The organism is Paraburkholderia acidiphila, from assembly GCF_009789655.1.
GTDB lineage: Bacteria > Pseudomonadota > Gammaproteobacteria > Burkholderiales > Burkholderiaceae > Paraburkholderia > Paraburkholderia acidiphila.
Map to the genome: position 1 here is coordinate 377,510 of NZ_CP046909.1, position 18,418 is coordinate 395,927.

Consider the following 18,418-nt stretch of genomic DNA (forward strand, 5'->3'; position numbering starts at 1 on the left):
ATGGCCGTTCATACCGCTGCCCACCATTCGAGCGGGCAGGTTCTGCCGTTCCGGGAGTCGCTGCTCGCGATGCTCGGCGTCTCGTTCGTGACGATGCTCGTCGCGCTCGACCAGACCGTCGTGGGCACCGCGCTGCCGACCATCGTCGCCGAGCTGCGCGGGTTCGAACTTTACGCGTGGGTCGCCACGTCTTATCTGCTCACCTCGGTCATTACTGTCCCCATTTTTGGGCGCCTCGGCGACTATTACGGGCGCAAGCCGTTCGTGATCGCGTCGATCGTCGTCTTCACCGCCGCTTCCGTGCTGTGCGGCGCCGCCAACAGCATGCTGTTCCTCGTGATCGCGCGCGGGCTGCAAGGCATCGGCGGCGGCATGCTGGTTGGCACGGCCTTCGCCTGCATTCCCGATCTCTTTCCTGATTCCGTCGTGCGCCTGCGCTGGCAGGTGCTGATGAGTTCCGCGTTCGGTATCGCCAATGCGGTCGGGCCGTCGCTCGGCGGCTTTCTCACGCAGTACTACGGCTGGCGTTCCGTGTTCTACGTGAATCTGCCCGTGGGCCTGCTTTCGCTGCTTTTCGTGTGGAAGTATCTGCCGCACTTGCGTCACGTCGCGCACGAGGCGCGCATGCGCCTCGACTGGCCGGGCGCGCTCCTCATCGCTGTCGCGCTCGGCAGCTTGCAGCTTTTCGTGGAGCGTTTGCCGGGGCACGGTCTCAGCGCTTCGGCCATCGGCCTGCTCGTCCTTGCGCTGGCGGCCGGCTGGGCGCTCTGGCAATGGGAGCGGCGCTGCCCGCAGGCCATCCTGCCCGTCGACATGTTCCGCAACGCGAGCCTGAACGCGCTCTTCACGCTGGCCGTGCTGGGCGGCTTCACGATGTTCTCGCTCCTCTTCTATGCTCCGCTCCTGTTCCAGGGCGGTTTTGGCATGACGCCGAAGGAAGCGGGCGTCGTCATCACGCCGCTCGTGGTGTTCATCACGATTGGGAGTATCGCGAACGGGCGCATCGTCTCGCGCATCCGCAACCCAAACTTGATGCTCTACATCGGCTTCACGATGATCGCGGCAGCGTGCTTCGCGGTGGCGCTCGCCACGCGCGGCACACCGCGCGGCCTGCTCATGGCATTCATGATCGTGGCTGGCATCGGCCTTGGCTTCGTCATGCCGAATCTCACCGTGTTCGCGCAGCAGACGGCAGGTCGCGAGCATCTGGGCATCGCCACGGCGCTGCTGCAGTCGCTGCGGATGATCGGCGGCATGATCGGCACGGCGCTCACCGGCACGATGGTCACGCAGCTCTATTCGAGCGGCGTGCAACGCGCGCTGGACGCCGATCACGCCACGCACTGGCTGCCGCAACTCGCCGATCCGCAGATCCTCATCAACCGCGACGCGCAGGCAACGCTCATCGCCGATCTCACGCACGCCGGGCATAATGGCGCGCCGCTGCTCGAAGCCGCACGCGAAGCGCTTGTGGGCGCGATTCACCTCGGTATTGCCGTGGCGGCGGTGATCGCGGTGGTGTCGATCTGGCAAACCCGGCGCGTGCCGCCGGTCAAGCTGCAGCGCAAGCTGGAGCCCGTGATTCACGCGGATTGAATTACCCCGGCCCGCAGTGGGCCCGCGGTGGATACCGGCAGAAGCTGGCACGGAAGCCGGCAGGAAAACAAAGCATGGAAATTCAGGATCGCATCGCCATCGTGCAGCAGTTTGGACGGACCTACCGTGCGTTCATGTCGGCGTTCGAGGCGCAGGTCGGGCATCCGCTGCCACGCTGGCGCATTCTGCTCGCGCTTTACGAGCAGAGCGGCGAGTCGTCTCAAAAGCGGCTCGTCGAGCGGCTGCGCGTGGACCCTGGCGCGCTCACGCGGCAATTGAAGGCGCTGGAGTCGCTCGACTGGATCGCGCGCCGCGCCGACGAGCGCGACAACCGCATCACCAACGTCACGCTGACCGACGCGGGCCGCGCCGTGATCGAAGAGGGCTTGCCGCGTCGCAACGCGTTCCTGAACGTGACGATGTCGCTGCCCGACGACGCGCTCGCGGCGCTGTCGGGCGCGTTGGGGATGATGGAGGCGCGCATTGGCGAAGCGGCCACGGCGGTGGCTGCGCTCGTGCAGGCTCAGGACGCCGGGCCTGAAGCGGGCTAAGCCCGCCCCGCAGTTTTCACCGAGGCGCGCCGCACTCAGAAGAACGTCTCGATCACTTCCGTCACGCGATATTTCCCATCGACCATCAGCACCTGGCGCCACTTGTCGAACGTGAGGCAGGGGTGCGAGATGTCGAACGCGATCATGTCGCCGACCTTCAGGTCCGCGCCTGCCGGAATCTTCAGATAGGCGTGCTGATCCATCATCTGGAACACTTCCCAGCCTTCGCTTGCCGCCACTTCGCGCGGCGCGCCACCATTCGCCGGGCGATAGTGACGCGACGGCTCGGGAAAGCCCGCGTCGAACGCGGCGTCGCGCTTGCCGAAGCCGATGATGGCGCGGCCCGGCTCCGGAATCGACTGCACATAGGCCCAAAGCTGCAACGCGGGAAGAAGCGCCACGCCCATCTCGCGCGCCACGGGGTTGCGCGTGAGGATCTGCGACTGAGCCTGCTTGTAGACGCCCACGTCGTGCGTGACGTAGCAGCCGGGACGCAGCACCACGTCGATCGTGCCGGCTTGCGTGGCCGGCGCGAATTCTTCCGCGACGATGTCGTACCAGGCCGAGCCCGCGCCCGAGAGCAGCGCGGGCGTGCGCGCGAAGCGGCCAGCGGCGGCCAGTTCCTGGGTGACGTTCAGCGCGTCGCGCAGGAAGGTGCGTACTTCGCTTTCTTCCTTGAGGATGCCCTCGTAAATTTCCACGCCCGCGAGCTTGATCGAGTCGGGGTAGCGCGCGATGGCGGCGAGCACGGCGTTGCGCGTGTCGGTGTCGCGCACGCCCGTGCGTCCGCGCGGCACGCCCAGTTCGAGCAGCACCTGCAGCGTGCGGCCCGATGCGCGGAAGAATTCGCCCAGGTGCTCAACCCCTTCCACCGAATCGACGAGGCAGAAGAACTCGAAGCTCGCGTCGCTGAGCAACTCGGCGATGATCGCCATGTTGTGGCGGCCGACGAGCTGGTTGGCCATCAGGACGCGCGAGATGCCACCGCGGTAGGCGGCGCGCGTCTGGTGCGCCGTGGCGAGCGTGATGCCCCACGCACCCGTGTCGATCTGGCGGCGGAACAGCTGCGGCGCCATCGTTGTTTTGCCGTGCGGGGCGAGTTTCACGCCATAGCGCGTGACGAAATCCTGCATCCACTTGAGGTTGTGCTCGACGCGATCGGCATACAGCACAGCTGCCGGCAGGCTCACGTCCTCTTCGAGTAGATTCCATTCGAGGCGCCCGGCGTCCCCGAGCGGCACGCTCGCGCCGGGCAGGTTGCCAAGGCCCTTGCTATTCGGGTCGATCGTTGCACTCTGATAGTTTGTAACTTTCATTTCCCTTCGCTCCATATGCTTCATGCGTCCCATCTACACCGGCGTCTTATGAGCCGACGTTGACTTGGAGATAGTACACAAAGTAACATCGCGTCGTGAATTGTTATTTATTAACAGACTCCCTGCAATGAACACCGCCGCCGATCCGGCCCGTTTCGACATCGTCGCGCGTATTGCGCAATGCGTGCCCGAACTGCGTCCGGCCGAGCGCGACGTGGCCGCGTTGATTCTCGACGATCTTGCCAGCGCCGCGCGTGCGAGCATCGGCGAGCTGGCGCAGCGCGCGGGCGTGAGCATTGCCTCCGTCACGCGCTTTGCGAAGGCGGTGGGCTGCCACGACGTGCGCGAACTCAAGCTGCGGCTCGCGCAGGCGGCCGCCGTGGGCGACCGCTTCCTGCGCGGCGGACACGCTGGCGACGCCGCAAGCGCGGACAAGCCGCGCGCCGCCGATGCCGAAGGCGAACCGCTTGCCACACGTGTTTACGACGAAATTCACACGGCGCTTGCGCGCAACCACGAACTGCTGCGCCAGGCGCCGTTTGCGCAGGCCGCCGCGGCGCTTGCGCGCTCCCGCATGATCTACGTGTTCGGCATGGGCGGCGGCTCGAGCGCGCTCGCCGACGAGATGCGCTTTCGCCTCGTGCGCCTGGGCCGACCGGTGGCGTCGTACCAGGACAGCTTGCTGCAGCGCATGGTGGCGAGCACGCTTTCGCCCGAAGACGTGGTCGTCGCGCTCTCCGTAACAGGGCGCGTGCCCGAACTCGTCGATGCGTGCCGGATCGCGCGCGACTACGGCGCGAAGCTCGTCGCGCTCACCGCACCGGCTTCGCCGCTCGCCGCGCTCGCCGACTGGCTCGTGCCGATCGTCGCGAGCGAGACCGATTTCATCTACAAGCCGTCGTCATCACGTTACGCGATGATGATGGCACTCGACGTGCTCGTGACCGAGCTGGCGCTTGCGCAACCAGAGGCCACCCGCGAGTTGCTGCGCCGCATGAAGCACACGCTGGACGCCCATCGTGGCGGCGGCGAATGCCAGCCGCTCGGTGACTGAGCGTCGAACTGAGAGCCATCCTGAGGAGACGCGTATGCATTCGCACCCCGAAGCCGCCGATACGTTGATCGTTGGCGCCATGCTTTACGACGGCACCGGCGCGCCGCCCGTCGAGCGCGACGTGGCGCTGCGCGACGGACGCATCGTCGCGATCGGCAACCTGTCGAACTGGCTCGCGGAAGAAGTGATCGAGGCCAATGGCCGCGCGCTCGCGCCGGGTTTCATCGACGTCCATACGCACGACGACACGCACGTGATCCGCGCGCCGCAAATGCTGCCGAAGATCAGCCAGGGCGTGACGACGGTGGTCGTCGGCAACTGCGGGATCAGCGCTTCGCCGGTGACGCTCAAGGGCGATCCCCCCGATCCGATGAACCTGCTCGGCGAGCGCGACGCGTTCAGCTATCCGACGTTCCCGGCTTACGTCGATGCGGTGAACGCGGCGCGGCCCGCCGTGAACGTGGGTGCGCTGATCGGCCATACGGCGCTGCGGAACAATCACATGAACGATCTGAAGCGCGCCGCGACCGGCGACGAGATCGCGGCGATGCGCGCGCAACTCGAAGACGCGCTCGCACACGGTGCGCTCGGCCTTTCCACGGGCCTCGCCTACGGTTCGGCATTCGAGGCTTCGACCGAAGAGGTCGCCTCGCTGGCCCAGCCGCTCGCTGCCGCCGGAGCGGTCTACACGACGCACATGCGCACGGAGTTCGACGCGATTCTCGAAGCGATGAACGAGGCGTACCACATCGGCCAGCATGCGCGTGTGCCGGTGGTGATCTCGCATTTGAAATGCGCGGGCCCTTCCAACTGGGGGCGCAGCACGGAAGTGCTCGCGTCGCTCGAAAGCGCGCGCAAGTATCAGCCGGTGGGTTGCGACTGCTATCCGTACAGCCGCAGTTCTTCGACACTGGACCTCAAGCAGGTGACGGGCGACATCGACATCACGATCACGTGGTCCACGCCGCACCCCGAGCAGGCGGGCAAGCTCATCAAGGACATCGCCGCCGAGTGGGGCGTTTCGCAGCAGGAAGCGGGCAAGCGCCTGCAGCCGGCGGGCGCGGTGTACCACAACATGTCCGAAGACGATGTGCGCCGCATTCTTTCGCATCCGGCCACGATGGTCGGCTCGGATGGCCTGCCGAACGACCCGTTGCCGCACCCGCGCCTGTGGGGCGCGTTTCCGCGCGTGCTCGGTCACTATGCGCGCGACGCGGCCTTGCTGCCGCTCGAAGAAGCAGTGCGCAAGATGACGGGCTTGTCTGCGCGGCGCTTCGGCCTTACGCAGCGCGGCGAGGTGCATGTGGGCTGGCACGCCGACCTCGTGCTGTTCGATCCCGCCCGCGTGCGCGACGCGGCGACCTTCGAGAAGCCGCAGCAGGTGGCCGAAGGTATCGATGCGGTGTGGGTCAACGGCGTGCTCTCGTACCGCGACGGCCAGCCCACGGGCGAGCGCGCGGGCCACTTCGTGGCGCGCGGCACGCGTGAGGCGCAGGAAGAGGCGAACGCCTTTTAAGCAAGCTTAATCTATCGAATTTCGACCCTCGGCGCGCATGGCCCAAAAGGCCGCGCGCGCCGCACGATCTCAAAGGAGCAAACGATGAAACGAATTGGAGCGGAAGGCGGCAAGGGCCAGGGCGGACAACATCTGCCGTTCGCACGCGCCGTGGAAGCCGACGGCTGGTTGTATGTCTCGGGCCAGACGCCGATGGAAGGCGGCGAGGTGATCAACGGCGGTATCGTCGAGCAGTCGCACAAGGCCATCCAGAATCTTTTCGCCATCCTGAAGGAAGCGGGCTACGGCGCGGAGCACGTGGTGCGCTGCGGCGTGTGGCTCGACGACGCGCGCGACTTCACGTCCTTCAACAAGGTGTTCCGCGAGTACTTCGGCGAGCATCCGCCAGCACGCGCTTGCGTGCAGTCGAGCATGGTGGTGGACTGCAAGGTCGAAGTGGACTGCGTGGCTTACAAGGCGCCCGCCGGTAAGTAAGGGCGCGGCGTAGTTGCGCAGCGTGACAGAAGCGGCTGCCTGAGTTATCCGGCAGCCGTTTTTTCTTGCGTGCCGCCGTCGTGCGGGGAGGCGGCGGTGATGCGCATTTCGACCTTCATGCCCGCCGCTACCGCCATGTTGATGAGCGAATCGAGCGAGAACAGATCGATCTTGCGGCGCATGAGGTCGGACACACGTGGCTGCGTTACGCCGAAGAGCGCGGCGGCCTGCGTTTGGGTCAGCTTGCTGCGCTTGATGTGCTCCTCGAGGGTGATCATGAGATCGCTGCGCAGCGTCATGTTCTGCGCGGCTTCAGGCGTGTTTTCGAGCGCGTCCCATACGCTGTCGAGGCGCTGGCGTTCATGGTTTGCGTGACTCCTGCGGCTCATGGTTTGGACTCCTTGTTTAACGCATCGCGATAGCGGCGCGCGGCAAGCGAAAGATCGACGAAGGCCGTTTTCCCGGACTTCTTCTGAAAATAATGCAGCACATGGATGGCATCGCGGATGTGCGCGACGTAGATCACACGAAACGCACCACTCGTGTCGCGAATGCGTATTTCACGCGCGCCGCGGCCAACGGGATTCACGGGCTTCCAGTCGTTTGGGTCGAGGCCGCGTTGCACGCGCCGCAACTGCTGACCGGCTTCCTGACGTAACTGTTCCGGAAACTTCCGTAGATCCGCGAGTGCGCTGCCGCAAAACTCCAATGGCTTGGCATGAGCAGGATTATACAAAATCTTATATGGCCTCAAAGACATTGAGCGGCCTGGTTTGCACCAGGTATGACTTCGCTCAAGTCTCTGCACACTCGGGCAGGCGCGCCCTAGCTTGCATCAACGCCCCCGCAGCTTCTGTCCCTCTCTAGCCGTTCAGCAGAGGGCAGCTGTTTTACCAATTTCCCAATATATGAGCGACCCAATCACATATTGGAGAACTCGAAAAAACCTGCCTACAATCCAGCCATCCGACACGCCGCGATGAACTCGTTCGCAGCAAACACCGTCGGCAGACCGATAAATCCGGCGCACGCGCGAAGGCGCGCAGCGAACCGGACAGCAAAGGAGACGTTCGACATGCTTCAGCCAGCGCTTTGCGCGGCCACGTGCCGCCCGCCGCTACATGCCCGATGTGCCCCGGCCGCCCACGCGCCGCGCCGTCTCCCGAAGCACGGTTCGCGCGCCGCCTGACGGCACGCGCCTTTTCGAACGTTTCCCTTCATCGCCCTCGCCATGAACAAAGCGATGTCATCCACACTCGCCGCGAACCTCCCCGACGAGGCCGCGCCGGTGCAAAACGCCGTGTCAAGCGCCGCTGCAGTGCAATCGGCAGTGCAGCCGAAAGCCCGCCCCGCCGCCGATGAAATCGGCGTCGCGAGCACGTTGCTCGACGGCTCGATGCAGCAGGCCGGCACCCAGACGCTCCTGCGCGGCCTGGCCATTCTCGAAGCTGCCGCCGCCGGCGTGCGCGATTTGCGCTCGTTCGGCGCAGTGCTCGGCACGACGCGCAGTACCACGCATCGCCTCGTTTCGAGCCTCGTGCAGGCGCGCTACCTGCGCCAGGTGCAGGGCGGCTACCTGCTCGGGCCGAAGCTCATCGAACTCGGCACCATCGCGCTCGAGCAGATGCCGCTCACGGCCGTTGCCCGTCCGCATCTGCAGGCGCTCGCCGATGAAACGCTCGACACGATCCACCTCGGCGTGCGAGACGGCGACGACGTGCTGTACATCGACAAGATTCCCGGCCAGCGCGGCCTCGAGATGCGTTCGCGCGTGGGGCATCGCATGCCGCTCGCGTCCACGGGCATCGGCAAGGCGATGATGCTCGACCTCGCGCCGCAATCGTGGCGCGACCTGTTCGACGCATCGCGCCGTACGCTCGCGGGCGTGAGCTTCCGTCCCGACCACAGTCTCGAACCGGACACTTTCCTGAAGCGCATGGCGACTTACTCGGCGGGCGGGTACACGTTCGATCTGGAGGAGAACGAAATTTCGATCCGCTGCGTGGCGGCGCCGGTGCGCGACGCTTCTGGCGCGATCGTGGCGGCGCTTTCGGTGGCGAGCACGATTCCCTACATGCCGCTCGAGCGCATGGACGAGCTGATTCCGGTGGTGCAGCGCGAGGCGCGCGCGATTTCGCAGGAACTGGGCTGGCGCGCGCCGCAGCCCACCACGCGCAGGATTCGCCGATGAAGGCGCATGAAAAGCCTGCAAGCGGCGCGGCCAGCGACGGCGCGATCGCCCGTGACGCCGCGCTCGTCGCGCTCGATTGGGGCACGACCTCGCTGCGCGCGTATCTGTTCGATGCGGCGGGCAAGGTGATCGCCACGCGCGTTTCGACGGCGGGGATCATGAACCTGCCCGTGCCCGCCGAAGAGGGCGGCTTCGACGCCGCCTTCGACGAAGCGTGCGGCGTGTGGCTCGCACAAGCGCCCGCACTGCCGGTGCTGGCCGCGGGCATGGTCGGCAGCGCCCAGGGCTGGGTGCAGGCGCCTTATGTCGAAACGCCCGCGAGCGCCCAGGCGTTGGTGGCCGGCATCGTCCGCGTGCGCGCCGCGTGCGGCGCCGAAGTCGCCGTGGTGCCGGGCGTCCTGGAGCCGGGTGCGCTGCCCAATGTGATGCGCGGCGAGGAAACGCAGATCTTTGGTGCGCTGAGCGGATCGAGCGACGCGTCAGCGACGCAAACATCGCTCGTCGGCCTGCCCGGTACGCACGCGAAATGGGTCGTCGTGGAGGGCGAACGCATTGCGCGCTTCTACACCTTCATGACGGGTGAGGTCTACGCGGCGCTGTGCGCGCACACGATCCTCGGCCGCACGATGAAGCACCCCGTCGAGCCCGATACGGCCGCGTTTCTACGTGGCGTTGGCGTGGCTCGCGAGCAGGGCTGTGTGGGTCTGCTTGCCACGGCGTTCAGCACGCGCACGCTTGGCCTCACGGCTCAGCTCGCCGCCGACGAGCAGCCCGACTATCTCTCGGGCCTCGTGATCGGGCACGAACTGGCGGGCCTCGAAGCGGCGCTGGCGCGGCGCGACGTGGCGCTGGCGGATTGCGCGCCGCAGCTCATCGGCGCCGAGGCGCTGTGCGAGCGCTACCGCATGGCGCTTGCCGCGTTCGGCTGCAGCGGCGCGCATCTCGTGCGTCAAGCGACCGAACACGGGCTCTGGCGCATTGCGGTACAGGCCGGGCTCGTCGAGCCGCGCTAAACGCGTACCGAAGAATCGAACCCGCTGAATCGAACCCGACACGAAACCAGGCAACAGGAAGCCGACATGGAACCCGAACTGAACCTGCCCGCCCCGTACACGCCACACGCTGGCTTCGTCGCCGCGTTCCGCGCGTGCGGCATGGTCGCGATCGTGCGCGGCATCAAGCCCGCCGAGGCCGCCGAGCATGGCCGCGCGCTTTACGAAGCGGGTTTCCGGATCATCGAGGTGCCGCTCAATTCGCCGCAACCGCTCGACAGCATCGCGGCATTGCGCGAGGCATTGCCTGAGGACGCGATGATCGGCGCGGGCACCGTGCTCACCACCGAGCGCGTGCGCGATGTGCGGGAAGCGGGTGGCGAGCTGATCGTCATGCCGCACGCCGATACCGATGTGATCCTCGCCGCGAAGCTCCAGGGCCTCGCGTGCGTGCCCGGCGTCGCCACGCCGACCGAAGCGTTCGCGGCGCTCAAGCACGGCGCCGACGCGCTCAAGATGTTTCCCGCCGAGCAACTCGGTGCGGCCGTGACGAAGGCCTGGCGCGCCGTGATTCCGCCGGTGGTGCCGCTGCTGCCTGTTGGGGGCGTGAAGCCCGACAACATGGGAGCGCAGCTGGCCGCGGGCGCGAGCGGCTTCGGCCTGGGCTCGGCGCTCTACAAGCCGGGACAGGACGCGGCGGCCACGCGCGCGAACGCGCTGGCTTTCATCGAAGGCTGGAAGGCTGTGCACGGAGCGCAAAAGTGAATCGTCTCGCGGGCAAGGTCGCACTCGTGACCGGCGCCGGGCGCGGCATCGGCGCGGCGATCGCGCGTGCGTTCGCGGCCGAGGGCGCCGCCGTCGTGCTCGCGGAACTCGATGGCGCGACGGCCCAAGCCACGGCGCGCGAGATCGCGAACGCATGCGATGGCGCGCAAACGCTGGCCGTCAAGACCGACGTGACGCAGCCCGCCTCGGTGCGTGCGGCCGTGGAAGAAGCGCAACGCGCGTTCGGCCCGGTCGACGTGCTCGTGAACAACGCCGGCATCAACGTGTTCGCCGACCCGCTCACGATGACCGACGACGACTGGCGCCGCTGCTTCGCCGTCGATCTCGACGGCGTGTGGAACGGCTGCCGCGCGGTGTTGCCGGGCATGGTCGAGCGGCGCGCGGGCAGCATCATCAACATTGCCTCGACGCACGCGTTTCAGATCATTCCGGGCTGCTTCCCGTACCCGGTGGCGAAACACGGCGTGATCGGGCTCACGCGTGCGCTCGGCATCGAGTACGCACCGAAGAACGTGCGCGTGAACGCGATCGCGCCGGGCTACATCGAAACGCAGCTCACGCACGACTGGTGGAACGCGCAGCCCGACCCGGAAGCGGCGCGCAAGGCCACGCTGGAACTGCCGCCAATGAAGCGCATCGGCCGCCCGGAAGAAGTCGCGATGACGGCGGTGTTTCTTGCCTCGGACGAGGCGCCGTTTATCAACGCGAGCTGCATCACGATCGATGGCGGGCGCACGGCGCTGCATCACGAATGAGAGATTTAGAAAAAAAGTAATTCGCAGCACGAAGGAATAAGAATACGCAGGAATCCGCCGGAGCGCTGGCCGCGCGTTTTGGACGGGTAAAAGAAGAGGCGGCCGATACCCTTCCCGTGACTGAAGAAGACAGGAGACTGACAACATGCAACGACGCATCTTTCTGACGCTGCTGGCCGCTGCCGCTACCGCCGTGTTCGCGCAAGCGCCGGTCGCACAGGCCGCCGACCAGGTGAAGATCGGCTTTCTCGTGAAGCAGCCCGAAGAGCCGTGGTTCCAGGACGAATGGAAGTTCGCGGAAATGGCCGCGAAGGAAAAGGGCTTCACGCTGGTGAAGATCGGCGCGCCCTCGGGCGAGAAGGTGATGAGCGCGATCGACAACCTGGCCGCCCAAAAGGCGCAGGGCTTCATCATCTGCACGCCTGACGTGAAGCTCGGACCGGGCATCGTTGCCAAGGCCAAGGCCGACAACCTCAAGATGATGACGGTGGACGACCGCCTCGTGGACGGCGCAGGCAAGCCGATCGAGTCGGTGCCGCACATGGGCATTTCGGCGTACAACATCGGCAAGCAGGTGGGCGACGGCATTGCCGCCGAAATCAAGAAGCGCGGCTGGGACATGAAGGACGTCGGCGCGATCGACGTGACCTACGAACAGCTGCCGACGGCGCATGACCGCACCAGCGGCGCGACCGACGCGCTCGTGGCCGCGGGCTTCCCGAAGGCGAACATCGTGATGGCGCCGCAAGCGAAGACCGACACGGAAAACGCCTTCAACGCCGCCAATATCGCACTCACGAAGAACCCGCAGTACAAGCACTGGGTCGCTTACGCGCTGAATGACGAAGGCGTGCTCGGCGCCGTGCGCGCAGCGGAAGGCCGCGGCTTCAAGGCCGACAACATGATCGGCATCGGCATCGGCGGTTCGGACTCGGCACTCAACGAGTTCAAGAAGCCGGCGCCGACGGGCTTCTACGGCACGGTCATCATCAGCCCGAAGCGCCATGGCGAGGAAACCTCGGACCTGATGTACACGTGGATCACGCAAGGCAAGGAACCGCCGCTGCTCACGCTGACGACGGGCATGCTGGCCACGCGCGACAACGTGGAAAGCGTGCGTCAGCAGATGGGTCTCGCTTCGAAGTAAGTCTGAGAGAAGTGGTTTGAGGTGTTTCCCGTTGCGGGGCGAGTGCCCCGCAACGCATCGAATGAGAGGAAACCGAAGTGTCAGCGACACTGCGTTTTGACAATATCGGCAAGGTGTTCCCAGGCGTGCGCGCGCTCGACGGCGTGTCGTTCGAGGTGAACGCAGGCGAAGTGCATGGCCTCATGGGCGAGAACGGGGCGGGCAAGTCCACGCTCCTGAAGATTCTGGGCGGCGAGTATCAGCCCGATTCCGGCCGCATCCTGATGGACGGCAACGAGGTGCACTTCTCCGATGCGGCGGCTTCGATCGGCGCGGGCATCGCGGTGATTCACCAGGAACTGCAATACGTGCCCGACCTCACCGTGGCGGAAAACCTGCTGCTTGGCGCGCTGCCCAATGCGCTTGGCTGGGTGAAGCGCAGCGAGGCGCGCAAGTTCGTGCGCGAACGCCTCGCCGCCATGGGCGTGGATCTCGATCCGGCCGCGAAGCTGCGCAAGCTCTCCATCGCGCAACGCCAGATGGTGGAGATCTGCAAGGCGCTCTTGCGCAATGCGCGCGTGATCGCACTTGATGAGCCAACAAGCTCGCTCTCGCACCGCGAGACCGAAGTGCTGTTCAAGCTCGTGCGCGAACTGCGTGCGGATAATCGCGCGCTCATCTACATCTCGCACCGCATGGACGAGATTTACGAGCTGTGCAACGCGTGCACGATTTTCCGCGACGGCCGCAAGGTCGCATCGCACGAGAAACTCGAAGAGGTGAAGCGCGAAACGCTCGTGCACGAAATGGTGGGCCGCGAGATCAGCGACATCTACAACTACACGCCGCGCGAGCATGGCAATGTGCGCTTCGCGGTGCGCGGCGTCGAAGGGCATCCGCTCAACGAAGCGGCCAGCTTCGAAGTGAAGGCGGGCGAGATCGTAGGCTTCTTCGGGCTCGTGGGCGCGGGGCGCAGCGAGCTGATGCAGCTCATCTACGGCACGCACAAGCGGCGCGCAGGCGAGATCGAGCTGGACGGCAAGACCATTCGCGTGAAGAGCGCGAGCGACGCAATTCGTCACGGCATCGTGCTGTGCCCGGAGGACCGCAAGGAGCAGGGCATCGTTGCGATGGCAACGGTTTCGGAGAACATCAACATCAGCTGCCGCCGGCATTTTCTGCGCGCGGGCATGTTCCTCGACCGCAAGAAGGAAGCGGAAACGGCGGATCGCTTCATCAAGCTGCTGAAGATCAAGACGCCGAGCCGCCGCCAGAAAATCCGCTTTCTTTCGGGCGGCAACCAGCAGAAAGCGATTCTTTCGCGCTGGCTTGCCGAGCCCGACCTGAAGGTCGTGATTCTGGACGAACCGACGCGCGGTATCGACGTCGGCGCGAAGCATGAGATCTACAACGTGATCTATCAGCTCGCCGCGCGCGGCTGCGCGATCGTGATGGTGTCGTCGGAATTGCCGGAAGTGCTCGGCGTGTCGGATCGCATCGTGGTGATGCGCGAAGGCCGTATTTCGGGCGAGTTGCCGCGCAGCGCGGCGAGCGAACACGCGGTGCTTGACCTTGCGCTGCCCAAGCGCGCGCAGGCCAAGGCTGCATGAGTGGACGGGGAGGAAACTGAAATGCAAGCAAGAGAAAACCTGGCGGCCGAGTCTGCCAACAGCGCTGCCAAGAGCGTCGCGGACGCGCTGATTCCAAATTCCACCGACAAGCAGAAGTGGTGGCAGCAGATCACCGAGTACAGCCTGATCGTGATCTTCGCGGTCATGTTCCTCGTGATGTCGCTGACCGTCGATCACTTCTTCTCGATCGAGAACATGCTTGGCCTCGCGCTGTCGGTCTCGCAGATCGGCATGGTGGCCTGCACGATGATGTTCTGTCTCGCCTCGCGCGACTTCGACCTGAGCGTCGGCTCGATCGTCGCGTTTGCCGGCGTGCTCTGCGCGATGGTGCTCAACGCGACGAACAACACGTTCATCGCGATCGTTGCGGCCGTTGCGGCGGGTGCCGCGATCGGCTTCGTGAACGGCGCGGTGATCGCGTATCTGCGCATCAACGCGCTGATCACCACGCTCGCCACGATGGAAATCGTGCGCGGCCTCGGCTTCATCGCCTCGCACGGCCAGGCCGTGGGTGTGTCGTCGGATACGTTCATCGCCATGGGCACGGCCTCGCTCTTCGGCGTGCAACTGCCGATCTGGGTCACGCTCATCTGCTTCATCGTGTTCGGCGTGATGCTCAACCAGACCGTGTACGGCCGTAATACGCTCGCCATCGGCGGCAATCCGGAGGCGTCGCGCCTCGCCGGCATCAAGGTCGAGCGCACGCGTGTGTGGATCTTCCTGATCCAGGGCGCGGTCACGGCGCTCGCGGGCGTGATCCTCGCTTCGCGTATCACGTCGGGTCAGCCGAATGCGGCCGAAGGTTTCGAGCTGAACGTGATCTCGGCGTGCGTGCTGGGCGGCGTCTCGCTGCTGGGCGGCCGCGCGACGATTTCCGGCGTGGTGATCGGCGTGCTGATCATGGGCACGGTCGAAAACGTGATGAACCTGCTTAACATCGACGCGTTCTACCAGTACCTCGTTCGCGGCGCGATCCTGCTCGCGGCAGTGCTGCTCGATCAGTTGAAGAACCGCGGCGCCCGCGATTAACCCTCGCCGATTGAAACCAGGACTGAGTCATTCATCAGGAGCCCAACACGATGTCGTCCCCCGCTAACGCTGTCGTGCGCCACGCGCATGAAAACTACGCGCGCTACCCGAGCCTGGCCGATCGCGTGGTGCTGATCACGGGCGGCGCGACCGGCATTGGCGCGTCATTCGTCGAGCACTTCGCCGCGCAGGGCGCGCGCGTCGCGTTCTTCGACATCGATGCGAGCGCAGGCCAGGCGCTTGCCGACGAGCTCGGCGACTCGCGCCACAAGCCGCTCTTCGCGGCCTGCGATCTTACCGATATCGACGCGCTGCGAGCCGCCATCGCCGACGTGAAGACGGCGCTCGGGCCCATCGAGGTGCTCGTGAACAACGCCGCCAACGACCGCCGCCATACGCTGGCGGAAGTGACGCCGGAGTCGTTCGACGAGTGCGTCGCCGTGAACGTGCGGCACCAGTTGTTCGCCGCTCAAGCTGTGGCGGAAGACATGAAAGCCGCGCGTGCTGGCTCGATCATCAACCTGGGCTCGATTAGCTGGATGCTCAAGCAGTGGGGAATGCCCGTCTACACGCTGAGCAAGTCGGCGGTGCAGGGGCTCACGCGCGGGCTCGCGAAGGATCTTGGGCGCTACGGCGTGCGCGTGAATTCGCTCGTCCCGGGCTGGGTGATGACGGACAAGCAGCGCCGCCTGTGGCTCACCGACGAAGGCCGGGCGGACATCAAGCGCGGCCAATGCATCGACGCCGAGCTGCTGCCCGAAGACCTCGCACGCATGGCGCTCTTTCTCGCCGCCGACGACAGCCGCATGATCACTTCGCAGGACATCGTCGTGGACGGAGGCTGGGCATGAGCGCAAGCGAAGGCGCTTCGAGCGAAACGGTGGCCGAACTGCTCGTCCACGCGAAGTGCGAGCTGGGCGAGGGCGCGACCTGGTGCTCGCGCCGTGGCCGGCTCTACTGGGTCGACATTACCGCGCGGCATCTTGCGCGCTACGACCCGCGCGACGGCAAGCACGTGACCTGGGCGATGCCGGAGCGCCTTGCGTGCTTCGCACTTTGCGAGGACGACCACACGCTGCTGCTGGGCCTCGAATCGCGGCTGGCTTTCTTCGATCTGGAAACGGGCGCGATCGAGACCATCGTCGAGGTGGAGCCCGGCGTGCCGACGCGCCTGAATGACGGGCGCTGCGACCGCCAGGGCCGCTTCGTGTTTGGCACGAAGTATGAGGGAACGCCGAGGCAAGCCATTGGCGGCTTTTATCGGCTGAATCACGACCTCACGCTCGAGCGCCTGCCGTTGCCCGCGCCCGCGATCTCGAACAGCATCGCGTTCAGCCCGGACGGCGCGACGATGTACTACTGCGACACGCTCTCGCGCGAGATTCGCGCGTGCGACTACGGTGCGGATGGAACGATTGCAAACCAGCGTACGTTCGTCACGCTGACCGACGACACCGGTGTGCCGGACGGTTCGACCGTCGATGCCGAAGGTGGCCTCTGGAATGCACAGTGGGGCGGCGAGCGCGTGGTGCGTTATGGCGCCGATGGTGTGGAAACCGAGCGCGTAAAGATTCCCACAGCACAGCCAAGCTGCGTTACGCTCGGCGGTGCACTTCTGGACACGCTCTATGTCACGAGCGCGCGCGAGGAAATGGAGGAGGAGGCTCTTGCGCGCGAGCCGCATGCAGGCGGCGTGTTTGCGGTCCGCATTGGCCGCCAGGGCCTTGAAGAACCGCGGTTTCAAGGGCGTCGGCGCGTTTGAGTTCGTTACGTCGAGCATCGCCCGAACGGCGCACGTGCGCTTACGTTAGACAATAAGCGCGCGTTGCTTTCTGGCAAGCGTACCGACGACCGCAAGCAGCACGCGGCGCGTAGAGACGGATAGTCGTTGCAGTTCAGCAACAGATGCAGTCGATCGATAGTGCGCAGTTGGCTTTGCCAGTACCACTAGAAGGGCGAACACAAGAAGCGGCCGCAGGCGCGTGTGCGAGCGAGAAGAAAAGCGAGCGCATGGCGTCGACAGGCCACCGGTGAGCCGCCTTTTGCGGCGGCAATCAAACATGCCTCTCGAGGAGCATCTTATGAGCGTCGCGAATTCCGCTGTGCGTCGACCCACACGTTCCACCGTTACCGCTGGCGGCGCAGCCGCCGCAAGCGTGCCACCTTCCGCGCCCGTTGTCTCACCTGCCGCCGCCGCGCGCCGCGCCCGGCTCGAAGCGGCCACCCACCCTGTCATGCCGGGGCCGAGCACATCGGCGGTGGCCATCGGCGCTGCGGGCACGAGCGACGTAGCTTGCGTGACGTTAGCGAATGCGTATCTCAGGCTCGACGTCGTGCCCCAACTGGGCGGTGGAATTACGCGCTTCGACTGGCGCAGCGAAGGCGCGCTCGAACCCGTGTTCCGCCGCTGCGAGCGTGTGAGCGCGCGCATGGACCCGAACGAACTGGCGTGTTACCCGCTGCTGCCGTATTCGAACCGCATTGGCGACGGACGCTTTCATTTCGGAGGACGCGATGTGGAGGTGCCGCGCAATCGCGCGAGCGAACCTTTACCAATCCATGGCGACGGCTGGCTCGCGCCGTGGAGCATCGAAAGCGCCGATCGCGAAAACGTGCGGCTCCTGCTCGACCGCAGCGGCGGCGAACCGTATTCGTACCGCGCGGCGCTCACGTATGCGCTTGGCGGCGCCACACTCACTATCGGTCTCGAAGTGGAGAACACGGGCCGCGACGCGCTGCCGTTCGGGCTAGGCGTGCATCCGTTCCTCGCCCGCGATACGAGCACCGAGCTCTCCGCGCCCGCGAGCGGCCTGTGGCTCTCGGGCGACGACTGGCTGCCGGTGCGCCACGTGCCTGCTCCTCCGGCCTGGCAGTTCGGCATTGCGTACCCGCTGCCTGAACAACTGGTAAATCACGCGTTCAGCGGCTGGAGTGGACGCGCCGCGGTAGTGTGGGAGCGCCGTCGGCTCTCGCTCTCGATTTGTGCGAACACCGATTACTACGTGCTGTACACGCCGCCCGGCGCCGACTTCTTCTGCTTCGAGCCCGTCGATCATCCGATCAACGCGATGAACCTACGTGGCGGTGGCGATGCGAACGGGATGACTGTCCTCGCGCACGGCGAGCGACTTGTGCGGCGCTTTTCCTTCACCGTTGAGCGCATGGACATGCGGGCAATCGCAAACCCGCACCACACCGGCGCGCGCGCACGGACGGGCGCTCGCGACAGTAAGGGCGCGCGCGCTCGAGCGTAGAGCGCCGGAGACGCACCGGGTATTGAGTCTTAATCGTCTGATCAATAAGTGCTCGCTCCGGTGTATCGGGTACCCGCGCCCGATGCACCGGGCGTGGCGACGCGGCGGCGTTTGCCAAGCCGGGTAAAATACGCGCCGTTTCCCCCA

General features: G+C 65.7%; 18 protein-coding genes. 15 read left to right on the forward strand and 3 right to left on the reverse strand.

Annotated features, from left to right (window positions below; genetic code table 11):
• On the forward strand, positions 1-1,596 hold the full coding sequence (locus FAZ97_RS01735; protein WP_158756902.1) for an MDR family MFS transporter: 1,596 nt from the start codon (positions 1-3) through the stop codon (positions 1,594-1,596).
• A gap of 74 nt (positions 1,597-1,670) precedes the next feature.
• Complete coding sequence (locus FAZ97_RS01740; RefSeq protein ID WP_158756903.1) at positions 1,671-2,147, forward strand: MarR family winged helix-turn-helix transcriptional regulator; 477 nt, start codon at positions 1,671-1,673, stop codon at positions 2,145-2,147.
• Positions 2,148-2,182: 35 nt separating this feature from the next.
• On the opposite strand, the gene FAZ97_RS01745 is transcribed toward FAZ97_RS01740, so the two are convergent.
• Complete coding sequence (locus FAZ97_RS01745; RefSeq protein WP_158756904.1) at positions 2,183-3,463, reverse strand: amino acid deaminase; 1,281 nt, start codon at positions 3,461-3,463, stop codon at positions 2,183-2,185.
• Positions 3,464-3,590: 127 nt separating this feature from the next.
• Here FAZ97_RS01745 and FAZ97_RS01750 point away from each other — a divergent pair, with 127 nt between their 5' ends.
• The 3 genes from FAZ97_RS01750 to FAZ97_RS01760 all read left to right on the forward strand — a co-directional run bounded on the left by FAZ97_RS01750 (position 3,591) and on the right by FAZ97_RS01760 (position 6,507).
• Positions 3,591-4,517: a MurR/RpiR family transcriptional regulator gene (locus FAZ97_RS01750; RefSeq protein ID WP_158756905.1), complete on the forward strand. Its 927-nt coding sequence runs from the start codon at positions 3,591-3,593 to the stop codon at positions 4,515-4,517.
• A 34-nt stretch (positions 4,518-4,551) separates the two neighbouring features.
• Entirely contained in the window at positions 4,552-6,033 is a 1,482-nt protein-coding gene (locus tag FAZ97_RS01755) for an N-acyl-D-amino-acid deacylase family protein (RefSeq protein ID WP_158756906.1), read from the forward strand.
• An 84-nt stretch (positions 6,034-6,117) separates the two neighbouring features.
• Positions 6,118-6,507, forward strand: a complete 390-nt coding sequence (locus tag FAZ97_RS01760; RefSeq protein ID WP_028201897.1) for a RidA family protein — start codon at positions 6,118-6,120, stop codon at positions 6,505-6,507.
• A 44-nt stretch (positions 6,508-6,551) separates the two neighbouring features.
• Here the strand turns inward: FAZ97_RS01760 and FAZ97_RS01765 are convergent, their stop codons facing one another.
• Both FAZ97_RS01765 and FAZ97_RS01770 read right to left on the reverse strand, forming a co-directional pair.
• Positions 6,552-6,896 carry a helix-turn-helix domain-containing protein gene (locus FAZ97_RS01765; RefSeq protein ID WP_158756907.1) on the reverse strand — a complete coding sequence of 115 codons (345 nt, stop codon included), beginning with the start codon at positions 6,894-6,896 and terminating at the stop codon, positions 6,552-6,554.
• On the reverse strand, positions 6,893-7,243 hold the full coding sequence (locus FAZ97_RS01770; RefSeq protein ID WP_407671818.1) for a type II toxin-antitoxin system RelE/ParE family toxin: 351 nt from the start codon (positions 7,241-7,243) through the stop codon (positions 6,893-6,895). The genes FAZ97_RS01765 and FAZ97_RS01770 overlap by 4 nt, the downstream gene beginning before the upstream one ends.
• Before the next feature lie 495 nt (positions 7,244-7,738).
• Between FAZ97_RS01770 and FAZ97_RS01775 the strand changes: the two genes are divergently transcribed.
• From FAZ97_RS01775 to FAZ97_RS01820, 10 genes are all read left to right on the forward strand, one after another.
• Positions 7,739-8,698, forward strand: a complete 960-nt coding sequence (locus FAZ97_RS01775; protein WP_158756909.1) for an IclR family transcriptional regulator — start codon at positions 7,739-7,741, stop codon at positions 8,696-8,698.
• Entirely contained in the window at positions 8,695-9,711 is a 1,017-nt protein-coding gene (locus tag FAZ97_RS01780) for a 2-dehydro-3-deoxygalactonokinase (protein ID WP_158756910.1), read from the forward strand. Before FAZ97_RS01775 ends, FAZ97_RS01780 begins: the two co-directional genes overlap by 4 nt.
• Before the next feature lie 66 nt (positions 9,712-9,777).
• Positions 9,778-10,455: a 2-dehydro-3-deoxy-6-phosphogalactonate aldolase gene (locus tag FAZ97_RS01785; RefSeq protein ID WP_158756911.1), complete on the forward strand. Its 678-nt coding sequence runs from the start codon at positions 9,778-9,780 to the stop codon at positions 10,453-10,455.
• The gene (locus FAZ97_RS01790) at positions 10,452-11,231 is read left to right on the forward strand and encodes an SDR family oxidoreductase (protein ID WP_158756912.1); all 780 of its coding nucleotides are present in this window, start codon (positions 10,452-10,454) and stop codon (positions 11,229-11,231) included. The genes FAZ97_RS01785 and FAZ97_RS01790 overlap by 4 nt, the downstream gene beginning before the upstream one ends.
• Positions 11,232-11,376: 145 nt before the next feature.
• Positions 11,377-12,378: an arabinose ABC transporter substrate-binding protein gene (locus tag FAZ97_RS01795; RefSeq protein ID WP_158756913.1), complete on the forward strand. Its 1,002-nt coding sequence runs from the start codon at positions 11,377-11,379 to the stop codon at positions 12,376-12,378.
• A gap of 77 nt (positions 12,379-12,455) precedes the next feature.
• Positions 12,456-13,967 (forward strand): L-arabinose ABC transporter ATP-binding protein AraG, encoded by a 1,512-nt coding sequence (gene araG, locus FAZ97_RS01800; protein WP_158756914.1) that lies wholly within the window; start codon positions 12,456-12,458, stop codon positions 13,965-13,967.
• A 21-nt stretch (positions 13,968-13,988) separates the two neighbouring features.
• On the forward strand, positions 13,989-15,017 hold the full coding sequence (gene araH, locus FAZ97_RS01805) for an L-arabinose ABC transporter permease AraH (protein WP_158756915.1): 1,029 nt from the start codon (positions 13,989-13,991) through the stop codon (positions 15,015-15,017).
• A gap of 50 nt (positions 15,018-15,067) precedes the next feature.
• A complete protein-coding gene (locus tag FAZ97_RS01810; RefSeq protein WP_158756916.1) occupies positions 15,068-15,868 on the forward strand; it encodes an SDR family NAD(P)-dependent oxidoreductase in 801 nt (266 codons plus the stop codon).
• Entirely contained in the window at positions 15,865-16,779 is a 915-nt protein-coding gene (locus FAZ97_RS01815) for an SMP-30/gluconolactonase/LRE family protein (protein WP_158756917.1), read from the forward strand. Before FAZ97_RS01810 ends, FAZ97_RS01815 begins: the two co-directional genes overlap by 4 nt.
• 319 nt (positions 16,780-17,098) lie before the next feature.
• A complete protein-coding gene (locus FAZ97_RS01820) occupies positions 17,099-18,271 on the forward strand; it encodes an aldose 1-epimerase (RefSeq protein ID WP_158756918.1) in 1,173 nt (390 codons plus the stop codon).
• Positions 18,272-18,418: the final 147 nt, after the last annotated feature.

Bases quoted from the DNA above. Each gene is read 5' to 3' on its own strand.
- FAZ97_RS01735 (WP_158756902.1), top strand. From the start codon at position 1: ATGGCCGTTCATACCGCTGCCCACCATTCGAGCGGGCAGGTTCTGCCG.
- FAZ97_RS01740 (WP_158756903.1), top strand. From the start codon at position 1,671: ATGGAAATTCAGGATCGCATCGCCATCGTGCAGCAGTTTGGACGGACC.
- FAZ97_RS01745 (WP_158756904.1), bottom strand. From the start codon at position 3,463: ATGAAAGTTACAAACTATCAGAGTGCAACGATCGACCCGAATAGCAAG.
- FAZ97_RS01750 (WP_158756905.1), top strand. From the start codon at position 3,591: ATGAACACCGCCGCCGATCCGGCCCGTTTCGACATCGTCGCGCGTATT.
- FAZ97_RS01755 (WP_158756906.1), top strand. From the start codon at position 4,552: ATGCATTCGCACCCCGAAGCCGCCGATACGTTGATCGTTGGCGCCATG.
- FAZ97_RS01760 (WP_028201897.1), top strand. From the start codon at position 6,118: ATGAAACGAATTGGAGCGGAAGGCGGCAAGGGCCAGGGCGGACAACAT.
- FAZ97_RS01765 (WP_158756907.1), bottom strand. From the start codon at position 6,896: ATGAGCCGCAGGAGTCACGCAAACCATGAACGCCAGCGCCTCGACAGC.
- FAZ97_RS01775 (WP_158756909.1), top strand. From the start codon at position 7,739: ATGAACAAAGCGATGTCATCCACACTCGCCGCGAACCTCCCCGACGAG.
- FAZ97_RS01780 (WP_158756910.1), top strand. From the start codon at position 8,695: ATGAAGGCGCATGAAAAGCCTGCAAGCGGCGCGGCCAGCGACGGCGCG.
- FAZ97_RS01785 (WP_158756911.1), top strand. From the start codon at position 9,778: ATGGAACCCGAACTGAACCTGCCCGCCCCGTACACGCCACACGCTGGC.
- FAZ97_RS01795 (WP_158756913.1), top strand. From the start codon at position 11,377: ATGCAACGACGCATCTTTCTGACGCTGCTGGCCGCTGCCGCTACCGCC.
- araH (WP_158756915.1), top strand. From the start codon at position 13,989: ATGCAAGCAAGAGAAAACCTGGCGGCCGAGTCTGCCAACAGCGCTGCC.
- FAZ97_RS01810 (WP_158756916.1), top strand. From the start codon at position 15,068: ATGTCGTCCCCCGCTAACGCTGTCGTGCGCCACGCGCATGAAAACTAC.
- FAZ97_RS01815 (WP_158756917.1), top strand. From the start codon at position 15,865: ATGAGCGCAAGCGAAGGCGCTTCGAGCGAAACGGTGGCCGAACTGCTC.
- FAZ97_RS01820 (WP_158756918.1), top strand. From the start codon at position 17,099: ATGAGCGTCGCGAATTCCGCTGTGCGTCGACCCACACGTTCCACCGTT.